18 protein-coding genes are annotated in these 20897 nt (G+C 65.1%); 11 read left to right on the forward strand and 7 right to left on the reverse strand.

Annotated elements, in window-relative coordinates; all coding sequences use genetic code 11:
- Positions 1-45 precede the first annotated feature (45 nt).
- The 11 genes from HYH08_RS15215 (at position 46) to HYH08_RS15265 (ending at position 12087) form a co-directional block, all read left to right on the forward strand.
- On the forward strand, positions 46-1026 hold the full coding sequence (locus HYH08_RS15215; protein WP_220010621.1) for an ABC transporter permease: 981 nt from the start codon (positions 46-48) through the stop codon (positions 1024-1026).
- 1 nt (position 1027) lies between these two features.
- A complete protein-coding gene (locus tag HYH08_RS15220) occupies positions 1028-1990 on the forward strand; it encodes an ABC transporter permease (RefSeq protein WP_220010622.1) in 963 nt (320 codons plus the stop codon).
- Positions 1991-2003: 13 nt separating this feature from the next.
- Positions 2004-2990, forward strand: coding sequence for an ABC transporter ATP-binding protein (locus HYH08_RS15225; RefSeq protein ID WP_220010623.1), 987 nt, complete (start codon positions 2004-2006; stop codon positions 2988-2990).
- Positions 2987-3976 carry an ABC transporter ATP-binding protein gene (locus tag HYH08_RS15230; protein WP_220010624.1) on the forward strand — a complete coding sequence of 330 codons (990 nt, stop codon included), beginning with the start codon at positions 2987-2989 and terminating at the stop codon, positions 3974-3976. Before HYH08_RS15225 ends, HYH08_RS15230 begins: the two co-directional genes overlap by 4 nt.
- Before the next feature lie 88 nt (positions 3977-4064).
- On the forward strand, positions 4065-5870 hold the full coding sequence (locus tag HYH08_RS15235; protein ID WP_220010625.1) for a gamma-glutamyltransferase family protein: 1806 nt from the start codon (positions 4065-4067) through the stop codon (positions 5868-5870).
- A gap of 9 nt (positions 5871-5879) precedes the next feature.
- Entirely contained in the window at positions 5880-6590 is a 711-nt protein-coding gene (locus tag HYH08_RS15240) for a DUF1028 domain-containing protein (RefSeq protein ID WP_220010626.1), read from the forward strand.
- Positions 6587-7576 carry an ABC transporter ATP-binding protein gene (locus HYH08_RS15245; protein WP_220010627.1) on the forward strand — a complete coding sequence of 330 codons (990 nt, stop codon included), beginning with the start codon at positions 6587-6589 and terminating at the stop codon, positions 7574-7576. The genes HYH08_RS15240 and HYH08_RS15245 overlap by 4 nt, the downstream gene beginning before the upstream one ends.
- The gene (locus HYH08_RS15250) at positions 7576-8676 is read left to right on the forward strand and encodes an ABC transporter ATP-binding protein (RefSeq protein WP_220010628.1); all 1101 of its coding nucleotides are present in this window, start codon (positions 7576-7578) and stop codon (positions 8674-8676) included. Before HYH08_RS15245 ends, HYH08_RS15250 begins: the two co-directional genes overlap by 1 nt.
- A 23-nt stretch (positions 8677-8699) precedes the next feature.
- Positions 8700-10223, forward strand: coding sequence for an ABC transporter substrate-binding protein (locus HYH08_RS15255; RefSeq protein ID WP_220010629.1), 1524 nt, complete (start codon positions 8700-8702; stop codon positions 10221-10223).
- A gap of 31 nt (positions 10224-10254) precedes the next feature.
- Positions 10255-11196 carry an ABC transporter permease gene (locus HYH08_RS15260; RefSeq protein ID WP_220010630.1) on the forward strand — a complete coding sequence of 314 codons (942 nt, stop codon included), beginning with the start codon at positions 10255-10257 and terminating at the stop codon, positions 11194-11196.
- A 3-nt stretch (positions 11197-11199) separates the two neighbouring features.
- Positions 11200-12087 (forward strand): ABC transporter permease, encoded by an 888-nt coding sequence (locus HYH08_RS15265; RefSeq protein WP_220010631.1) that lies wholly within the window; start codon positions 11200-11202, stop codon positions 12085-12087.
- 68 nt (positions 12088-12155) lie between these two features.
- On the opposite strand, the gene cnbZ is transcribed toward HYH08_RS15265, so the two are convergent.
- Genes cnbZ through HYH08_RS15300 form a run of 7 tightly spaced genes read right to left on the reverse strand, consistent with a single transcriptional unit; the run spans position 12156 to position 20841 of the window.
- The gene (gene cnbZ, locus HYH08_RS15270; RefSeq protein WP_220010632.1) at positions 12156-12902 is read right to left on the reverse strand and encodes a 2-amino-5-chloromuconate deaminase CnbZ; all 747 of its coding nucleotides are present in this window, start codon (positions 12900-12902) and stop codon (positions 12156-12158) included.
- 9 nt (positions 12903-12911) lie between these two features.
- Positions 12912-14162 (reverse strand): adenylate/guanylate cyclase domain-containing protein, encoded by a 1251-nt coding sequence (locus tag HYH08_RS15275; RefSeq protein ID WP_220010633.1) that lies wholly within the window; start codon positions 14160-14162, stop codon positions 12912-12914.
- On the reverse strand, positions 14159-14548 hold the full coding sequence (locus HYH08_RS15280) for a response regulator (RefSeq protein WP_220010634.1): 390 nt from the start codon (positions 14546-14548) through the stop codon (positions 14159-14161). Before HYH08_RS15280 ends, HYH08_RS15275 begins: the two co-directional genes overlap by 4 nt.
- Positions 14545-16593, reverse strand: coding sequence for a sensor histidine kinase (locus HYH08_RS15285; protein WP_220010635.1), 2049 nt, complete (start codon positions 16591-16593; stop codon positions 14545-14547). Before HYH08_RS15285 ends, HYH08_RS15280 begins: the two co-directional genes overlap by 4 nt.
- Before the next feature lie 43 nt (positions 16594-16636).
- Positions 16637-16984, reverse strand: coding sequence for an ABC transporter substrate binding protein (locus HYH08_RS37690; RefSeq protein WP_220010636.1), 348 nt, complete (start codon positions 16982-16984; stop codon positions 16637-16639).
- Positions 16977-17729 carry an ABC transporter substrate binding protein gene (locus HYH08_RS37465; protein ID WP_220010637.1) on the reverse strand — a complete coding sequence of 251 codons (753 nt, stop codon included), beginning with the start codon at positions 17727-17729 and terminating at the stop codon, positions 16977-16979. Before HYH08_RS37465 ends, HYH08_RS37690 begins: the two co-directional genes overlap by 8 nt.
- A 16-nt stretch (positions 17730-17745) precedes the next feature.
- Positions 17746-20841, reverse strand: a complete 3096-nt coding sequence (locus HYH08_RS15300; protein ID WP_220010638.1) for a MexW/MexI family multidrug efflux RND transporter permease subunit — start codon at positions 20839-20841, stop codon at positions 17746-17748.
- Positions 20842-20897 lie beyond the last annotated feature (56 nt).

Genomic DNA, 20897 nt, shown 5'->3' on the forward strand with positions numbered 1-20897 from the left:
GCTAACGCGATGATGCGTGCTGCTGAAGAGATGTGAAAGGAACAGATGCTCGCTTTCACACTGCGCCGGGCCATTCAGGCCATCGGCGTCATGATTGCCGTCGGAATCATCGCGTTCTCGATGTTCCGCTTTGCCGGCGATCCCGTGAACCAGATGGTGGGAATGGATACGTCGGGCGCCGAGCGCGCCGCGATCCGCAAGTCGCTCGGCCTCGACGATCCCGTGATCGTGCAGTTCGGCCGCTATATCGGCAACGCCGCGCAATTTAAGTTCGGCGTGTCCTATCAGTTCCGCCTGCCGGTCACCAACCTCCTGATTGAGCGGATGCCGGCGACGCTGGAGCTTGCGATCTGCGCCACCATCTTCGCCATGGTCAGCGGCATCCTGATGGGGGTCTATTCGGCGCTGCGTCGTGACAGCTGGCTCGCGCATGTCTTCCAGGCCGTCTCGCTGATCGGCATCTCGCTGCCGACCTTCCTGATCGGCGTTCTCATGATCTACCTGTTCTCGGTGACGCTCGGCTGGCTGCCCTCGTTCGGCCGAGGCGATGTCGTGCATATCGGCTGGTGGACGACGGGTCTCCTGACGCTGACGGGCCTAAAGGCGCTGATCATGCCCTCGATCACGCTCGGACTGTTCCAGATGACGCTGATCATGCGGCTGGTGCGCGCCGAGATGCTGGAGGTCATGCGCACCGACTATATCCGCTTCGCCCGCGCCCGCGGGCTGACCACGCGGGCGATCCATTTCGGTCACGCGCTGCGCAACACGCTGGTTCCCGTGATCACCGTCGCGGGCCTGCAATTTGGCTCGGTCATTGCATTCGCGATCATCACCGAGACCGTGTTCCAGTGGCCGGGCATGGGGCTCCTGTTCGTGCAGGCCGTTCAGAACGTCGATATCCCGATCATGGCGGCCTACCTGATGATGGTCTCCCTGATCTTCGTCACCATCAATCTCGTGGTTGATATCCTCTACACCATCGTCGATCCGCGGCTGCGCTCGACGGTCAGCCAGGCGCATTGAGATGAGCGAGGCCGTCGTTCCCCATCCGACCGAGAAGCGCCCTGCGGCGGCGCCTGGCTGGTTCAGGCGCGCACTGGACAGCGATTTGTTCTATTCGTTCCGCCGCTCGAAGATCACCATGATCGCGGCGGGGGTGACGCTGCTGTTCTTCCTGGTCGCGATTTTCGCCTCGGCGCTGTCGGTGCAAAATCCGTTCGATCCCGCACAGCTCCAGCTGATGAACTCCCGCATCTCGCCGCTCTGGACCGCCGACGGACAGAGCCCGTTCCTGCTCGGTACTGACGAGCAGGGCCGCGACGTGCTGTCCGCGATCCTCTACGGCCTGCGCATCTCGCTGCTCGTCGGCGTGCTTGGCGTGGTGTTGTCCGGCGCGATCGGCATCCTGCTCGGGCTGACGGCCGGTTATTTCGGCGGCGCCGTCGACGGGCTGATCATGCGTATCGCCGACGTGCAGCTTTCGTTTCCGGCCATCCTGATTGCGCTCCTGATCAACGGCATCGCCAAGTCGGTCTTCGGCAACAAGCTCGACGAGATGAGCATGCTGGCGGTCCTGGTGTTCGCGATCGGCCTGAGCTTCTGGGTGCAATACGCGCGCACGGTGCGCGGCTCGGTGCTGGTCGAGAAAAACAAGGACTATGTCGCAGCCGCGCAATTGATCGGTCTGCCGGCTCCCGTGATCATGCTGCGGCACGTGCTGCCGAACACCACGGGGCCGGTCCTCGTGATCGCCACCATCAACCTCGCGCTCGCCATCATCACCGAGGCCACGCTGTCGTTTCTCGGCTCGGGGATGCCCGAGACCATGCCGTCGCTGGGCACGCTGATCCGCATCGGCAACGGCTACCTCTTCGCCGGCGAATGGTGGATCGTCGCCTTCCCCGGCCTCGCGCTCGCCGCGCTGATCTTGTCGATCAACCTGCTCGGCGACTGGCTGCGCGACGCGCTCAACCCGAAACTCCGATGAGTGTGCGTCGCCCATGACCGAACCCGTTCTCTCCGTGCGCAACCTTCAGGTGGAGTTCGCCGCCCGCCGCGGCACGTTGCGCGCCATCGACGGCGTCTCCTTCGACATCGCCAAGGGCGAAGTGCTGGGCGTGGTCGGCGAATCCGGTGCTGGCAAATCCGTCACGGGCCTTGCGGTGATCGGACTTATTGATCCGCCAGGTCGTATTGCCGGCGGCGAGATCCGTCTCGCCGGCCTGCGGATCGACAATCTGCCGCCGGAGGAGATGCGCCGCGTCCGCGGCAAACGCATCGGCATGATTTTTCAGGATCCCCTCACCTCGCTCAATCCGCTGTACAAGGTCGGCGACCAGATCGTGGAGACGATCCGGACTCACCTGAACCTGTCCGAGAGCGCCGCCCGCCGCCGGGCCATCGACCTGCTCGCCGAGGTCGGCATTCCCGCGCCTGAGAAGCGCATCGACGGCTATCCGCATGAATTCTCCGGCGGCATGCGCCAGCGCGTGGTGATTGCGCTCGCGATCTGCGCCGAGCCGGAACTGATCATCGCGGACGAGCCGACCACCGCGCTCGACGTCTCCGTGCAGGCGCAGATCATCTCGCTGATCAAGCGCCTCGGCCGCGATCACGGCACCGCCGTGATGCTGGTGACCCACGACATGGGCGTGATCGCCGAGACCTCGGACCGCGTTGCGGTGATGTATGCCGGCCGTGTCGCCGAGATCGGCCCGGTCCAGGATGTCGTCAAGAACCCGCTGCATCCCTACGCCAAGGGCCTGATGGGCGCGATCCCGACGCTGGCCGGCGAGGACAAGCGCCTGGTGCAGATCCCCGGCTCCATGCCGCGGCTGTCGGCGATCCCGCGCGGCTGCTCGTTCAATCCGCGCTGCGCCTCCGCCTTCGATCGCTGCCGGGTCGACCGGCCCGAGCCGCTGTCGCGCGGCACGCAGTCCGTGGCCTGTCATCTCTATGACACCGCGCCCGCGGAAACCGCGGCATGAGCACGCCCTTCGTCCAAGCCACAAATCTGCGCCGCGTCTTCGACGTCTCAAAGCCCTGGCTCAACCGCGTGCTCGAGGGCGGGCAGCTCGAATTTCTCAAGGCCGTCGACGGCGTCACTTTCGACATCAAGAAGGGTGAGACCTTTGCGCTGGTCGGCGAGTCCGGATCGGGCAAGACCACGGTGGCGCGGATGGTGGTCGGCCTGCTGCCGCCGAGCTCCGGCGACGTGCTGATCGACGGAATCCCGATGGCCGATCCGCGGCAGGCGCTGGCGCGTCGAAAGTTGCGCCGTCGCATCCAGATGATCTTCCAGGATCCCTATGCGAGCCTCAATCCGCGCTTCCGGGTCGATGCCATCATCTCCGAGCCGATCCGCGCGTTCGACCTGATCCAGGGTGAACGCGACATCCAGGCGCGCGTCGGCGAGTTGCTCAGCCTCGTCGGCCTGCATCCCGACGACCGGCTGAAATTTCCGCACGAATTCTCCGGCGGCCAGCGCCAGCGCATTGCGATCGCCCGGGCGCTCGCCTCCGATGCCGAGTTCATCGTCTGCGACGAGCCGACCTCGGCGCTGGACGTCTCCGTGCAGGCCCAGATCCTGAACCTGATGCGCGACCTCCAGGACAAGTTCGGCCTGACCTACATGTTCATCAGCCACAACCTCGCCGTGGTCCGTCACATGGCGAGCCGTGTTGGCGTGATGTATCTCGGCCGCATCGTCGAGATCGCGGAAGGCAAGGAACTGTTCGCCCGCCCGCGCATGCCCTACACCAAGATGCTGCTCGGCGCTGTGCCGGATCTCGCCATGAGCGGCCGCCAGCGCATCCCGGTGAAGGGCGAGATCCCGAACCCGATCAACCCGCCCTCCGGCTGCGCCTTCAATCCGCGCTGTCCGCTGGCGTTCGATCTGTGCCGCAAGGAAACCCCGGAACTGATCGACGGGGTGGCCTGCCATGCGGTGAACACCGCGCCGGTCCCGGCCTAACGCGCGCGTGCCATGCGGTCTGTGCATTTGGCATCCCAGCGCCTGATGTGATCAATTGCGCGCGCCGGAAATAAGGTAGCGAACTCCAATGGCCAGCAACGTCAATCCCGATCCCTTCACCACGCGCCCCGAAATCGAGGGCACGTTCGGCGTCGTCACCTCGACGCACTGGATCGCGACTGCGGTCGGCATGGCCATTCTCGAAAAGGGCGGCAACGCCTTCGATGCCGGCGTCGCCACCGCCTTCACGCTTCAGGTCGTCGAACCGCATCTGAACGGCCCCGGCGGCGACGTGCCCATCATCGTCCATGACGTCAAACGCGGCCGCACCGAAGTGATCTGCGGCCAGGGCCCGGCCCCGGCCCGCGCCACCATTGCGCATTACAAAAGCGAAGGCCTCGACATGGTGCCCGGCACCGGCCTGCTCGCGGCGTGCGTCCCCGGCACCTTCGAATCCTGGATGATGCTGCTGCGTGACTACGGCACGATGCGCGTGCGCGATGTGCTGGAGCCCGCGATCTCCTACGCTCGCGACGGGTATCCACTGGTCGAGCGTGCCTGTGCGACGATCCAGACCGTCGAGCAATTGTTCCGCAAGCACTGGCCGACCTCGGCCGCGGTGTACTTGCCGAACGGCGAGGTGCCGAAGCCCGGCACGATCTTCACCAACAAGACGCTGGCCGCAACCTACACCCGCATTCTCAACGAGGCCGAGGGCGGCGGCGGTGGCCGCGACGCCGAGATCGGGCGTGCGCGCAAGGCATGGTCACAAGGCTTCGTCGCGGAAGCGATCGACAAGTTCTGCCGGACGCAGGAGGTGATGGACGTCAGCGGTTCGCCCCATCGCGGCGTGCTCTCGGCCGACGACATGGCGCGCTGGCAGCCGACCGTCGAAGCGCCGCTCACCTACGACTATGGCCGCTACACCGTCTGCAAGGCCGGCGTCTGGAGCCAGGGCCCGGTGACGCTGCAACAGCTCGCGCTGCTGAAGGGCTTTGCGCTCGACGGGCTCGACCCGACCGGACCTGAATTCATCCATCTCCAGATCGAATGCGCAAAGCTCGCCTTCGCCGACCGCGAAAAGTTCTACGGCGATCCGAAATTCAGCGAGATCCCGATCGGAACGCTGCTGTCGGATGCCTATAACGACGAGCGCCGCAAGCTCGTTACCGACAAGGCCTCGCTCGATCTCCGGCCCGGCACGGTCGAGGGTCTTGGCGGTGTGGTCAAGCTGCGCCGCGCCGAGGGACAGCGCGAGGCGGTTGGCGCGCTCGGCGCCGGTGAGCCCACCGTGGGGCGCTTCGGCGAGGTGCGTGGCGACACCGTGCATTTCGACATCATCGACAAGGCCGGCAACATGGTGTCCTCGACACCATCAGGCGGCTGGCTGCAATCTTCGCCGATCATTCCAGAGCTCGGTTTCTGTCTCGGCAGCCGCGCCCAGATGTTCGATCTGGAGGCGAACCAGCCGAGTTCGCTCGCGCCGGGCAAGCGGCCGCGCACGACGTTGTCGCCGAGCATGGCACTGCGCGACGGCGAACCCTACCTCGCCTGGGGCTCGCCCGGCGGCGACCAGCAGGACCAGTGGATCACCCAATTCTTCCTGCGCCACGTTCATTGCAATCTCAACCTCCAGGAATCGATCGACGCGCCGGCCTGGCATTCCGAGCATTTCCCGATCTCGTTCTGGCCCCGCACGGCACGCCCCGGCGTGCTCGTGGTCGAAAACCGCGTGCCGAAAGCAACGATCGAGAACCTGCGCGAGCGCGGCCACATCGTCGAGGTCGGCCCCGACTGGTCCGAAGGCCGCCTCACCGCGGCCTCGCGCGTCGGCGTGCGTCGGCGCGCCGCCGCCAATCCGCGCGGCATGCAGGGCTACGCCGCGGGACGCTAAAGGCAGCACATGACCTGGTCGATCATCGCGAAAGACCCCGCCACCGGCCAGTTCGGCATCGCGGTCGCGACCCGATTCTTCGCCGTCGGCGCGCGCGTGCCCTACATTGCGGCCGGCGTCGGCGCGATCGCCACCCAGGCCTTCGTCAATCCCTATTACGGCATCGACGGCGTCAAGCTTCTGCGTGAGGGCCTGAACGTCCACGACGTCCTCGCCACCCTGCTCGCGACCGACGACGGCCGCGAGAGCCGCCAGATCCACATCATGGACGCCAGCGGCGCGATCGCCGCGCATACCGGCCGCGATTGTGTCGACTGGTGCGGGCACGTTGCCGGCAGCGGCTTCTCGATCGCCGGCAATATGCTGGCTGGCCCTGACGTGCTCAACGAAACGGCGAAGACCTACATCGCCAATGACAGCCTGCCCTTCCCGCGCCGGCTGCTTGCCGCGATGCGCGCGGGCGAAGCCGCCGGTGGCGACAAGCGCGGCAAGCAGTCGGCCGCGCTGCTGATTCACGGCGAGGAGGAATGGCCCGCGCTGGACATTCGCGCCGACGACCATCCCGATCCGCTCGGCGAGCTCGAACGGCTTGAGCGCGTCAGCCAGGAGCTCTGGGTCCACTTCCGCCCGTCCATGCCGACGCGGCAGAACCCGGCCGGCAACACCGACCGCAGCGTCATCGAAGCGACCATCAAAGCTGCGCAGGCGAGGCAGGCATGAGCGCAAGTCCTCTCATCGAGATCAAGGACCTGCGCATCCGCTTTCACGGCGACGACGGCCGTATCACCCACGCGGTCGACAGCGTCGATCTTAGCGTCGCCCATGGCGCCACCCTCGGCCTCGTCGGCGAATCCGGCTGCGGCAAGAGCGTGACGTCGCTGGCGATCATGGGCCTGCTGCCGAAGCAGAGCGCGGAGATCACAGGCGCGATCCGCTTCGACGGTTTCGACCTGCTGCATACGCCCGACCAGACGCTGCGCGACCTCCGCGGCAACCGGCTGGCGATGATCTTTCAAGAGCCGATGACCTCGCTCAATCCGAGCTTCACCATCGGCGACCAGATCATCGAGACGATCCTGCGCCACCGTGGCGGCTCGCGTAAGAGCGCGCGTCAGCGGGCGATCGAGCTCTTGCGCCGCGTCCACATCCCCTCGCCCGAGCGGCGCATCGATGAATATCCTCACAAGCTCTCCGGCGGCCAGCGCCAGCGCGTCATGATCGCGATGGCGCTCGCCTGCGACCCCCGCCTGCTCATCGCCGACGAGCCGACCACTGCGCTCGACGTCACCCTGCAGGCGCAGATTTTGGAGCTGATGCGCGAGCTGAAGGCCGCAAGCGGCGCCGCCATCATCCTGATCACCCACGATCTCGGCGTCGTCGCCGAAGTCTGCGACGAGGTCGCGGTGATGTATGCCGGCGAGATCGTCGAGCGCGCGCCGGTCGACGAATTGTTCGCAAGCCCCCAGCATCCCTACACCGTCGGCCTGCTCGGCTCGATCCCGCGCCTCGATCATCGCGCCGAGCAGCTCGCGACCATCGAAGGCATGGTGCCGAACATGGCGCAGCCGCCCGCCGGCTGCCGCTTCGCCGCGCGCTGCCCCTTCGTGCTGGAGACCTGCACCAAGGCGCCGCCGCCACTGATCGAGATCAGCCCCGGCCACCTCTCGCGCTGCCTCCGCGCGCCGCTCGAACTGCTGGTGTCGTGATGGCACTCCTCGAAGTCAAAGGCCTGGTCAAGCACTTCGTCGCCGAGCGATCGCTGTTCGGCCGGGCGCTCGCGCATGTCAAAGCGGTCGACGGCGTGTCGTTCTCGCTCGATGCCGGCAAGACGCTGGCCCTCGTCGGCGAGTCCGGCTGCGGCAAATCCACCGTCAGCCGACTCGTGCTGCGGCTGATCGAACCGGACGCAGGTACTGTCCGTTTCGAGGGCCGCGACCTGCTCTCGCTCGATACCGAGGCGCTGCGAAAATTTCGACGCGAGGCGCAGATCATCTTTCAGGATCCTTACGCCTCGCTCAATCCGCGCATGACGGTCGGCCAGATCCTGACCGAGCCGCTGGCGCTGCACGATCTCGTCCCGCCGGCGGAGCGGCGCGAACGCGTCGCGGAGATCCTGCGGCTGGTCGGATTGGAGCCGCGGCTGGAGCGGCGCTATCCGCACGAATTCTCCGGGGGCCAGCGCCAGCGCATCGCCATTGCCCGCGCGCTCGCGGTCGAGCCGAAGCTGATCATCTGCGACGAGCCGGTGTCGGCGCTCGACGTCTCGATCCGCTCGCAGATCCTCAACCTGCTGCGCGAGCTGCAGGATCGGCTTGGCCTCGCCTACATCTTCGTCTCGCACGACCTCGCGGTGGTCAAGCACATCGCCGACCATGTCGCGGTGATGAATCTCGGCCAGATCGTCGAGGCGGCCGAAGCGGATGCGCTATTTGCAGCCCCGCGCCATCCCTATAGCCGCGCGCTGCTGTCCGCGATCCCCGTGCCTAAACCGCGGGCAAAGCGCAGCCGGATTGTGCTGCAGGGCGAGATCCCCAGCGCACTCAATCCGCCTGCAGGATGCCGCTTCCACACCCGCTGCCCCTACGTGATCGACCGCTGCCGCAGCGAAATGCCACAGCTGGTCGCCGATGGCATCGGACATGCAACGGCCTGCCACCGAACGTCGGAACTGCCGTCCTCCGCGGCGATCGTCCCGTCCGACGGCGGCTTCTCGCCGGTCCTTGAAAAATTGGTCGCAGCCTTCAGCGGCGGCCCGGAAGCAGTCCGCGCTGGCGGGGTTAGTTCATTGGGAACGGACCCGGCCTAGCCGCAAAACAGAGGTTGAGAGCGATGAGTTTCATGCGTTTGACAATCCTGGCGTCGGCCCTGCTGACGTCGCTCGCGGGCATGGCCCCAACCCAAGTCCAGGCTCAGACGACGCTGCGCATCGGCATCGCCGAAGACCCCGATATCCTCGATCCCAGCATTGGCCGCACCTATGTCGGCCGCATCGTGTTCTCCGCCTTCTGCGATAAGCTGTTCGACATCGACGAGAAGCTCAACATCGTGCCGCAGCTCGCACTGTCCTACGAGACGGCGCCCGACGGCAAGGCGATGACGATCAAGCTCCGCCCCAACGTCAAATTCCACGACGGCGAGCCGCTGGATGCGGAAGCCGCCAAGTTCTCGATCGAACGTCACATGACGCTGCCGACCTCGTTCCGGAAATCGGAACTCGCCAGCGTCGACCATGTCGAAGTCGTCGATCCCCTCACCATCAAGCTGGTGCTGAAGACACCCTATTCGCCGCTGATCGCCCAGCTCACCGACCGCTCCGGCATGATGGTGTCGCCGAAGGCGGCCAAGGAAGCCGGCGACAAGTTCGGGCTGCATCCGGTCTGCGCCGGCCCGTACAAATTCGTCGAGCGCGTCCAGCAGGACCGCATGGTGTTCGAGAAGTTTGCCGACTACTGGAACAAGGACAACGTCCATATCGACCGCGTCATATTCCAGCCGATCATCGACTCGACCGTGCGGCTCGCAAACCTGAAGTCCGGTGCACTCGACCTGATCGAGCGCGTGCTCGCCACCGACATCAAGGACGTCCGCTCCGATCCCAAGCTGGTGCTCTCGACCGCCCCCGAGCTCGGCTATCAGGGTCTGACCATCAACATCGCCAACGACAAGGCCAAGGGCCCGCTGAGCCAGTCGGCCAAGGTGCGCAAGGCGCTCGATCTGTCGATCGACCGCGAGGCCATCAACCAGGTCGTGTTCAACGGCGAGTTCACGCCCGGCAATCAATGGGTCAGCCCGACGCACCCCTATTACCAGAAGTCTTTCCCGGTTCAGGGCCGCGACATCGCCAAGGCCAAGGCGCTGCTCAAGGAGGCCGGCGTCACCCTGCCCGTGACCGTCGACTACATGGTGCCCAAGGGCACCGAGTACGAGGCCGTCGCCCAGGTCATCCAGTCCATGGCCGCAGAGGCCGGTTTCGACATCAAGATTCGCGCCGTCGAATTCGCGACCACCTTCAAGCAGGCGCAGGCCGGCGAATTCCAGGTGTTCCAGATCAACTGGAGCGGCCGCATCGACCCCGACGGCAATTCCTACGTCTTCATGCGCTCGAAGGCGCCGCAGAACGATGGCGGCTATTCGAATCCGGAAGCCGACAGGCTGATGGAGGAGGCCCGGTCGATCTCCGGCTTTGACGAGCGCAAGGCGACCTACGAGAAGCTGACGAAAATCCTGCTCGACGACCTGCCGATCATCTACATCTATCACCGCACGCTGCTGATCGCGCACACCAAGAAGCTCGATGGCTACCGCCAGATGCCTGACGGCCTCGTGCGCGTGGTCGGGCTGAAGTTCAAGTGAGCGCGGCAGCACCCGCAAAGCGATCGGCACCATGCTGAACTTCCTCGCCCGCCGCATCGCGCAGATCGTGCCGACACTGTTCTTCGTGTCGCTGCTGATCTTCTCGCTGCAGCAATTGCTGCCGGGCGATCCCGCGCTGGTGATGGCCGGCGAGGAGCGCGACCCCGCCGTGATCGAGCAGATCCGTCAGCAATACAAGCTCGACCAGCCGATCCCGGTGCAATATGCCTATTGGCTCAAGGGCGTGCTGACGGGCAATTTCGGCGAATCGCTGCGTAACAAGATGCCGGTGCGCGAGCTGATCGCGCAGAAGCTGCCGGTGACGCTCCAGCTCGGCTCGATGGCGATCCTGATCGCGTTCTTCATCGGCATCCCTGCGGGCATCGTCTCGGCGGTTAAGAAGGGCACGGTCTGGGATTATGGCGCCAATTTGTTCGCGCTGTGGGGCATCTCGACGCCGAACTTCTGGCTGGGAATTCTCTTGATCTTTCTGTTCTCGATTCACCTGGGCTGGCTGCCCGCCTCCGGTTATGTCCCGCTCAGCGAGAACTGGCGCGCGAGCCTGGCTGCCACCATCATGCCGGCCTTCGTGCTCGGCAACGCGATTTCCGCCATCCTGATGCGGCACACCCGCAGCGCGATGCTCCAGGTGTTGGAGAGCGACTACGTCCGCACTGCGCGCGCGAAGGGACTGTCGGAACGCTCGGTGATCCTCAAGCACGCGATGCGCAACGCGCTGACGCCGATCATCACGCTCGGCGCGCTCGAGCTTGGCACGCTGCTGTCGGGCGCGGTGCTGACGGAGCAGATCTTCTCCATTCCCGGCTTCGGCAAGCTGATCGTGGACGCCGTGTTCAACCGCGATTATGCCGTGGTGCAAGGCGTGGTGCTGGTGACGGCCACCGTCTACATCACGCTGAACCTCGTGGCCGACGTCGCCTACATCCTCGTCAATCCGCGGCTGAGGGGCTGAGCGATGACCGACGCTGCACTGCCGATCAGCCCCGCCGCCCAGGCCTACGAGTTGGATAGCCCGGCCCGTCGCGCCCGGCGGCGGCTGTTCAAGCGCAAGGCCGCCGTGTTCGGGCTGGTCGTGATCACGGCGTTCATCCTGCTGGCGGCGCTGGCCCCGCTTGTCGTGCCCTACGATCCCATCGCCACGAGCTGGAGCCTGGTGCGCAAGCCGCCGACTGCGGCGCACTGGTTCGGCACCGACGAGCTCGGCCGCGACATCCTGAGCCGCGTCGTCTATGGCGCGCGGGCCTCGCTGATGGCGGGCCTGATCTCGGTCGCGATCGCGCTCGGCATCGGCGTGCCCCTTGGTCTCCTCGCCGGCTATCGCGGCGGTTTCGTCGACGCACTGATCAGCCGGATCACGGATGCAATGCTGGCCTGCCCGTTCCTGATCCTGGCGATTGCGCTGGCCGCCTTCCTCGGTCCGAGCCTCGGCAATGCCATGATCGCGATCGGCATCTCGGCGACCCCGATCTTCATCCGCCTGACCCGCGGCCAGGTGCTGGTCGTCAAGGCCGAGGATTATGTCGAAGCCGCGCGCGCGCTCGGCAATCCGCCGTGGCGGATCGCGTTCTCGCACATCTTGCCGAACATCCTGCCGGCGCTGCTGGTGCAGGCGACGCTGTCGATCGCGGCGGCGATCATCGCCGAAGCCGCCCTCTCCTTCCTCGGCCTCGGCCAGCAGCCGCCGGCGCCGTCCTGGGGCAGCATGCTCAATGCGGCGCAACGCTTCCTGACCCAGGCGCCGTGGATGGCGATCTGGCCGGGTCTTGCGATCTTCCTCGTGGTGCTGTCGCTGAACCTGCTCGGCGACGGCCTGCGCGACGCGCTCGACCCAAGGCAGCGCTAGGTCAGACCGGGACGGCGGTCCCCACCTCTCCCCGACGGGGGGAGGTGAGGACCAACCACCAGCGCTAGCTAGATCACCGCTTCCCGCAGCACCCTCCGGCAATCCATCTCGTATTCGAGATCGACCACCGGCGGCCGGGCGAAATGCCAGGTCAGGCCGGAGCGCAGCGCGCCGCGGCGGACCAGTTCGTCCACCAGCGCGTGGTGGAAATCGTGCACGGAATAGGCCTGCACGCCGGTCGTGTCCTTCCAGCCGAAGCCGAACGCCGCCATCCGGTTCTCCATCTGCGAGGTCGTGGTGAAGCGCACCTTCTCGCGCAGGCCTTCCGGGCTGAGGTCGCGGTAGCGCACGGTGCGCTCGACATAGGTGCCGCTGCCCTCACGCGCTTCCGCGCCACCGGCGATGACGAAGGACGGCGCCTTCGACGTCGTCGGGCGCGTGAACGAGAACGCATAGAACGACGGCTCCGACGGCGGATCGATCTCGGGGCAGACATTGCTGCGCGCGACGGGATTGGTGGTGCCGTCAAAGATGCCCCATTCCGACAATGTCTTCACATAATGCAGATTGAACGCACGAAAGCCCTCTTCGCTGAAGGCCCCCGGTGAGCGCAGCTCGCAGGCACAGAACGCGGTCAGCGGCCGCCCTGCCTGCTGGATGTACTTTGCCGCCAGCGCAAATCCTTCCGCCAGTGGCACCAGCCGGTCGAAGCGGACGCGCTCGATCTCGTAGCCATCATCGGCAGCCGCGCCGGCCGAATACTGGAACACGGACGGAATGAAACGGTAATTGCCGGCAGAGAAGTCACTGACCATCCTGAACTCCTAATCCAGTTGGATACGAATACCCTTGGCGCCATTGAGCAGTCGCTTCAGGTGAAAGCCGGCGAGGGAATCGTCGGCGTGCATGCCGACCAGCGCGGCAAAGGCCGGCATGGCGGCGGCATCGCCCGCCTCCATCTTGGCGAACGCCTCGAAATAGAGCGCCGTCTCCGGCGCGTCGAATCTGGCCTGCGGCAGCGGCTCAAACGCGCGCAACGGCTCGCTGCGGCCGCGCAGCATCAGCTCGCCCAGTGGACGTCCCCTAAAATTCTCGGCCGCCTTGGCGACGCTGGCGCTGACGCAGATGCGCGTTCCGAGCTGCTTGTTGGCGGCCTCCAGCCGCGCCGCGATATTGATGGAGTCGCCATAGGCAGTGTAGTCGAAGAAGCGGTTGCCGCCGAAATTGCCGACCAGCGCGGGACCGGCGTGAATGCCGATGCGGGTGGCGCCGAAATTCACGCCGTTGGCACTTTGCCGTGCGCAAAAATCCTGCGCCCAGGCGTCGAGATCATGGGCGCAGGCGACCGCGCGCGTCGCATAGTCGGGCTGATCGCCGGGCGCGTTGAACAACACCTGGATCGCATCGCCGATGATCTTGGCGACCGTCCCCTCATGCGCGAAAACCACCTCGGTCATTCCGCCGACATATTCGTTGAGGAGCGCGCCCAGCGTCTCGGGCGGCGCGGTTTCGACCAGCGAGGTGAAGCCGGTGATGTCGGTGAAGATGGTGGCGACATCGCGCCACTGCACCTGGATCCCTTCCCCCTCGCCGCTGGCCGCCAGACGCTTGGCAAGCTCCGGCGAGAAATGACGCGACAGCGCCGCATGGGCGCGCTCTGCCTCCGCCTGACGGCGCCGCACCTCGCGCAGCATCTCGATGTGGCGCATGGTCTTCGAGATCGTGGCTTCGAGGTCGACGAAGTCGATCGGCTTGGTCAGGAAGTCGAACGCGCCGCGGTTCATGGCGGTGCGGATGTTGCTCATGTCGCCATAGGCGGAGACGATGATGGTCGACTTCTTGTCTTCGGCTTCCTGGAGCTTCGCGAGCAGCGACAGTCCGTCCATCCTGGGCATGTTGATGTCGGACACCACCATGTCGACATGCGGATTGTGCTCGAGCGATTGCAGCGCCTCGAGGCCGTCGCGCGCGAACATGATGTCGACGATGCCGTCGCGGATCTGCCTGCGGAACTTCTGCAGGACCAGCGCCTCGAGGTCCGGCTCGTCGTCGACGAAGAGGATGGTCGCAGTCATGCGGCTTGCTCGAGCCTCGTGTCGATCTCCTGCCGCAGCAGCGCAAAATCGATCGGCTTGGTGAGGAGCCCGATGGCACCGCGCTCGATCGCCTTGCGGCGCGTCTCGGCATCGCCATAGGCCGTGATCATGATCACAGGAACATTCGGATGCTCGGCGCGCACCTTCGGCAGCATGTCGAGTCCGCTCATGCCGGGCATGTTGATGTCCGACAGGATCAGGATCAGCGAGGGATCGCGTACCTCGGCGGCGCGCTTCAGCGCATCGGGCGCGGACGCGGCAAACTCCATCTGGAAGCGGCCGGCGCGCAGGTCGCGGCGAAACTGCTGCCGGAACAGCGCCTCGACATCGGGCTCGTCATCGACGACCAGGATATAAACGTTCACGTCTTGCCTCCGGAAGTGCCGCCTGCCGCCATGACGCGCGGCAGGGTTATGATGAACTCGGTGAATGCACCGGGTTCGGTGTTGACGTCGATCGTGCCGCCGTGCTGCTTCACCACGATATCGTGGCTCATGGACAGGCCGAGGCCAGTGCCCTCGCCGGCCGGCTTGGTGGTGAAGAAGGGATTGAACATCTTCTCCTTCACCTCGGGTGGGATTCCGGTGCCATTGTCGCGGATCCGGATCTCGACGCTGCCGCCAAGGTCTTTCGTCGTGGCGCGCAGGGTCGGCTCGAAGGCGCCCGCGGCGTTTTCCTTGCGCTTGGCGGCAGCGTAGAAGCCGTTCGAGATCAAGTTGAGGAAGACACGCGCGATCTCCTGCGGATAGATGTCGACCATGCCGGCTGCGGGATCGAAGTCGCGCTCGAGCGTGACGTTGAAAGCGGGGCGTTCGGCACGGGCGCCGTGATAGGCGAGATTGAGGCTCTCCTCCACCACCGCGTTGATATCGCTGGGGCGGTGCTCGCCGGACCCTTCGCGCGAATGCAGCAGCATGTTCCTGACGATGGAATCGGCGCGCTTGCCGTGCTGTACGACCTTCTCGAGATTGCTCCTGAGCATGCCGGTCAGCTCGTCGACCTCCTCTTTGGTCTTGCCATCGAGCGAGGCCGTTTGCAGAGCCTCGTTGAGCTCGTCGATCAACTCGGTCGAAACCGAGGAGAAATTGTTGACGAAATTGAGCGGGTTCTTGATCTCGTGGGCGATGCCCGCGGTGAGCTGGCCGAGCGAGGCGAGCTTCTCGGTCTGGATCAGGCGGTCCTGGGCGGCGTGCAAATCATTCAGGGATTGCCGCAACTCCGCCGTCCGCTGCTCGACCTTGTTCTCGAGGTCGGCGTAGGATTCCTGCAGGCGCCCGCCCATGTGGTTGAACTGGTCGGCAAGCTCCTCGAGCTCGTCGCCGGTCTTGATCGAGATGCGCTGGGCGAAATCGCCGCCGCCGATCCGCTCGGCGCCGGTGCGCAGCGCCTGGATCGGCCCGACCATGCGGCGCGCAAGAAAGATCCCTGCGAGCACGGCAAAGATCGACGCCGCGAGCAGCACGAGTGCCAGCCGTTCCAGCGCGGCATAGAGCGCCGCATAGGCCTCCTCGACCGGCAGCTCGACGAACATGGTCCAATGCAGCGGAGCGATCGGGGCTGATGCCGTCAGCACCTTCTGCCCCTGGAGATTGCGTGCTTCCGGAAGCGTGTCGGGCATGGTGCCGCCATCGGCCAGCGCGGCGCGCACCTGCACCAGACCAGACATGTCGGTGTTGCGAAGGACCAGGCTAATATCGGGATGCGCGATCAGGCGTCCTTCCGGACCGACGACGTAAGCATGTCCGTTCTTGCCGACCTTGATCTGGGACACGACGTCCCAGATCAGCTTGAGATTGACTTCGGCAATGCTGACGCCGGCGTCCTTGCGCGGCCCCGCCTGCGCCAGCGTCATGTAGGGTTCGGACTCCCTGCGAAAATAGACCGGTCCGTAAAACACCTTGCGCGCGACCGCTTCGGTGAACTTGGGATCGTGGGACAGGTCCACCCCGCTATCGATCGAGTCCATCGCCAGCCGCGAGACGCGGAGGCGCTCCCGCCCGGTGGCATCGACCTCGGCAAGCTCGGTGATCGCGGGCACCTGACGCAGCAGCCGCAGCGCGTCGAACCGGCGCTGCTCGATCGAGCCCGCCGACCAGGGCAGCTGGGTGGTCCAGCCGAGCTGGCTCTCGATTTCCTTGACGAACTGGCCGATCTTGGCGGCGGCCGCCTCGGCCTGCTCATGCTGGACGCGGATCAGCGCGGCCTTGTGCTCGCGATAATAGAAGAAGACTTCGAACAGGCCGTTGGCCAACAGCGCGATCGCCACCACGGCCACGAACAGCGCGACATATTTGGTGAACAGCCGGGTCCTGATCCCCCGCCGCGCGGCCTCGCCCAAGACGGCCCCATCGGGGGCCGCGCGCGGCAACGTCCTGGCTCGCCGGGTGTCGGGATTGAGGGAAAGGCTCATGCCCGGGAAACTAGCAAGAAGACCTGGCCTTGTCTCTTGCCGGCTATTCGATGACCTCATCCGCCAGCGCCAGCAAGGTGGGCGGAATTTCAAGTCCGGTCGCCTTCGCCGTCTTGAGATTGAGCACCAGGGGATAGCGGGTCGGCTGCTCGAACGGGAGATCACCGGGGTTGGCCCCGTTGAAGATGCGAGCGACCAATGCGGCCGCCCGCTCGAAGGATTCCGACGAATCCGCCCCGTAGGACATCAAGCCGCCGTCGCGCGCGAAATCGTCGAATTCGTAGATGGCGGGCAGCTTCCGGACGGCCGCAAACTCGAACACCCGCTCGCGGTTGAGGATGGTGAGCGCGTCCGCCACCATCAGGATGCCGTCAGGCAAATCGTCATTCATCGCCGAAAACGGCTTCGTTGAAATCATCGGGTTCGCGAACGCCCAAGGCCTGCACGGTCAGTCCCAGCGCCTGGGCCGCCTTTGCGGATGCCTGGTAGCGCGTGGTCATCCCGAGGTCGTCCTTGTTCCAGAGCATGGCGACCTTGGTCAGCTTCGGCGACATCTCCTTGAGCAGCGACAGGCGCTTGGCGCTGAGGGTTGCCGCGACGTCGGAAATCCCGGTGATCTTGCCGCCCGGATGCGCCAGGCTCTCGATCAGCCTGGTTTCGACGGGATCTCCGATGCCGCTGGCCGCGACTGTGGGGATGCCGGCCGCCTTGGCGGCTGTTGCCGTCGGGTAGCCGACGATCACGATGGCATCGACATTCTTGGCCTTCAGCTCCGCGGCCAGCATGGGGAGCATCGCGACGTCACCCAGCGCGCTGCGTGCCTCAAAACTCAGGTTCTGGCCGAGCTTGAAACCACGCGCCTCCAGCGCCTTGATCAGGATCTGCCCCTTCTGGCTTGCTGCGGTCACCGGCGTGGTCGGAGTCAGGGTGCCGAGACGGTAAACACGACCTTCCGTCCCGGCCGATGCCTTGCCCGGCCATGCAAGGGCGGCTCCGCCAAGAACTGCCAGAAAGTCCCGCCGTTTCATCCAGACAAACTCGCCACAGGCGCGCATGCGCGGCGCACCGCGATCACAATACCGGATATCGCACGGCAAAAAAAAGCGGCAACAGCCAAGGCTGTTGCCGCTTCGCACGTAAATCCGCGCCGACTCAGGTCGGCCTCAGCGCCTTGGCATGGAGGTCGAGATCGTTGACCTGCTTGTTCCGCTCGGAATCGGCCGCCGCGCGATGGTCGGTCGCCAGCACCACATAGACCGCCGGCAGCACGAACAGCGTGAACAGCGTGCCGATCGACATGCCGGCGACGACGACGAGACCGATCGAGAAACGGCTGGCCGCGCCGGCTCCGGAGGCCGTCAGCAGCGGGATCAGGCCGGTTACCATCGCAGCCGTCGTCATCAGGATCGGACGGAGGCGGATACGCGCCGACATCTCGATGGCCGAGCGGCGATCGAGCCGTTCCTTGACCTGGAGCTCGTTGGCGAACTCCACCATCAGGATGCCGTGCTTGGTGATCAGGCCGACCAGGGTGAGCAGACCGACCTGGGTATAGATGTTCATGGTCGCAACGCCGAAGAACAGCGGGATCAGCGCGCCGACGATCGCCATCGGCACCGAGATCATGATCACGAACGGGTCACGCAAGCTCTCGAACTGCGCCGCCAGTACCAGGAAGATGATGATCAGCGCGAAACCAAAGGTGATCGCGAGCTGATTGCCTTCCTGGACGTATTGCCTGCTGTCCGCGAGATAATCGTGGCTGAAGCCGGCCGGCAACTTCTTGGCCTCGCCTTCGAGGAAGTCCACCGCCGCACCGACGGTCACGCCGGGCATGGGCACCGCCGAGAAGGTCGCCGAGTTCAGCTGATTGTAATGCGTCAGCGAATTCGCGTCGGTCCTGGTCTTGATCGAGACCACGGTCGACAGCGGGAGCTGCTGGCCGGTGTTGGTCATCACGTAGTAACCGCCGAGCGACTCCGGCGACAGCCTGTTGGCGCGCGGCACCTGCGGGATCACCTGGTAGGACCGGCCTTCGAGATTGAAACGGTTGATGTAGTTGCCGCCGAGCAGAACCGCGAGCGTCGAGCCGAGGTTCTGCATGTTGATGCCGAGATCCTGCGCCTTGCTGCGGTCGACCGTGACCTGAACGCTCGGCTGGTTGAAGGCAAGGTCGCTGTCGGAGACGATGAACATGCCGCTCTTGCGCGCAGCGTCCTTCAGCTTCTCCATCTGCTCGAAGACGGTCTGGTAGCCCGCGGTCGAGTTGATGACCATCTGTATCGGCAGACCGCCCGGGCCGCCCGGCAGCGGCGGCAGGTTGAACGCAAAGGCCTGCACGCCCTCGATCTTGGAAAGCTCGGCCTGCACCAGCGGCTTCAGCTGGATCGACGAGCGCTTGCGCTCCTCCCAGGGCTTCAGCAGCATGCCGGCGATGCCGCCTTGCGGACCGTTGATGCCGTTCAGCACGAAGCGGAGATCGGTCTCGGGGAATTTCTGGAATTCCTTGTCGAGCTTGTCGCCATAGAAATCGACATAGTCGATGTTGGCGTATTTCGGCGCCTTGGTCACCGCGAATACGATGCCCTGGTCTTCTTCGGGCGCCAGCTCCTTCGAGGTGTGCATATAGAGGAAGCCGACCAGACCGAGGATCGTCACGGCGAACAGGCCGGTGATCGCCTTGTAATCGAGCGAGCGATCGAGCCTGCGGCCGTACCAGCGCGTCATCGCACCGAACACCCGGTTCACGAGCTTGGCGAAACGGCCCTCCTCCGTGTTCTTCAGCAGCACCGAGCACATCATCGGCGACAGCGTCAGCGCGATCACGCCCGACACGATCACAGAGCCTGCGAGAGTGAAGGCAAATTCGCGGAACAGCGAGCCGGTGAGGCCTCCGAGGAAGCCGATCGGCGCGTACACCGCGGCGAGCGTGATCGTCATCGAGATCACGGGCCCGACGATCTCGCGCGCGCCCTCCATCGCCGCCTGGACCGGCGTCTTTCCTTCTTCCAGATGGCGATGGATGTTCTCCACCACCACGATGGCGTCGTCGACCACGAGGCCGATCGCGAGCACCATCGCGAGCAGTGTCAAAAGGTTGAAGCTGAAGCCCAGCGCCAGCATCAAGGTGCAGACGCCGATCATCGACAGCGGAATGGTGACGACGGGGATGATGACCGAGCGGAGCGAGGCCAGGAACAGGAAGATCACCACGATCACGATGATCACGGCTTCGCCCAGCGTCTTCTCCACCTCGTCGATCGAGGATTGGATGAATTTGGTCGAGTCGTAGGCGACCTTCATCTTCATCGAGGGAGGAAGGTTGCGCTCGAGCTCCGGGAACAGCGCGCGCACGCCCTTGACCAGCGTCAGCGGATTGCCTTGCGGCGTCGCGTTCACGCCGATGAAGATCGCATGCTCGCCGTTGAAGGCGACGCTGGCGTCGGTGCTCTGCGCGGCAAGCTCGACTGTTGCGATGTCCTCCATCCGCACGAAGCCGCCGTCCTTGGCCTTGACGATCATCTTCCTGAACTGGTTGACGTCGGTGAGGCTGGTGTTGGTCGAGATATTGGAAACGATCAGATAGCCCTTGGTCTGGCCCGCCGCGGACTGGAAGTTGTTGGCCTGGATAGCGGCCGCGACATCGGCCGACGACACGTTGCGGCCGGCCATCTTCATGGGGTCAAGCCACAGCCGCATCGCAAAGGTCTGGCCGCCGAGAATGTCGGCGGAGGCGACGCCGTCGACGGTCGACAGCACCGGCTGCACCACGCGCGTCAGGTAGTCCGAGATCGCCGAGCCCGACAGCTCCTCGGAGGAGAAGCCGAGATACATCACGGCCGTGGTCTGGCCCGTGGTCTTGGTGACGATCGGATCGTTCGATTCCTTCGGGATCAAATATTTGACCGAGTTCGTCTTCGCCAGCACCTCGGTGAGCGCCTGGTTCGGATCGAAGTTCAGCTTGATGTAGACCTGGATCGTCGAGGTGCCGAGCACCGAGGACGAGGTCATGTAGTCGACGCCTTCGGCGGAGGCGACGGCCTGCTCGATCGGCGTGGTGATGAAGCCCTGGATCAGGTCCGCGGACGCGCCGGGATAGACGGTCGTGATGTTGATGACCGTGTTCGACAGCTTCGGATATTGCCGGATCGGCAGCACCATCGCGGCGCGGAGGCCGATCAGCAGGATCAGCAGGCTGACGACGACCGACAGAACCGGGCGTTTGATGAAAATGTCGGTAAAGCGCATCGCGGCGATCTCGATTTCTTTGTCTTTTGAGAAGTGATCCGGCCCGGGCCGGATCA

Origin of the sequence: Bradyrhizobium sp. BR 10289, from assembly GCF_019455385.1 — a bacterium.
In the GTDB taxonomy this organism is placed as follows: domain Bacteria; phylum Pseudomonadota; class Alphaproteobacteria; order Rhizobiales; family Xanthobacteraceae; genus Bradyrhizobium.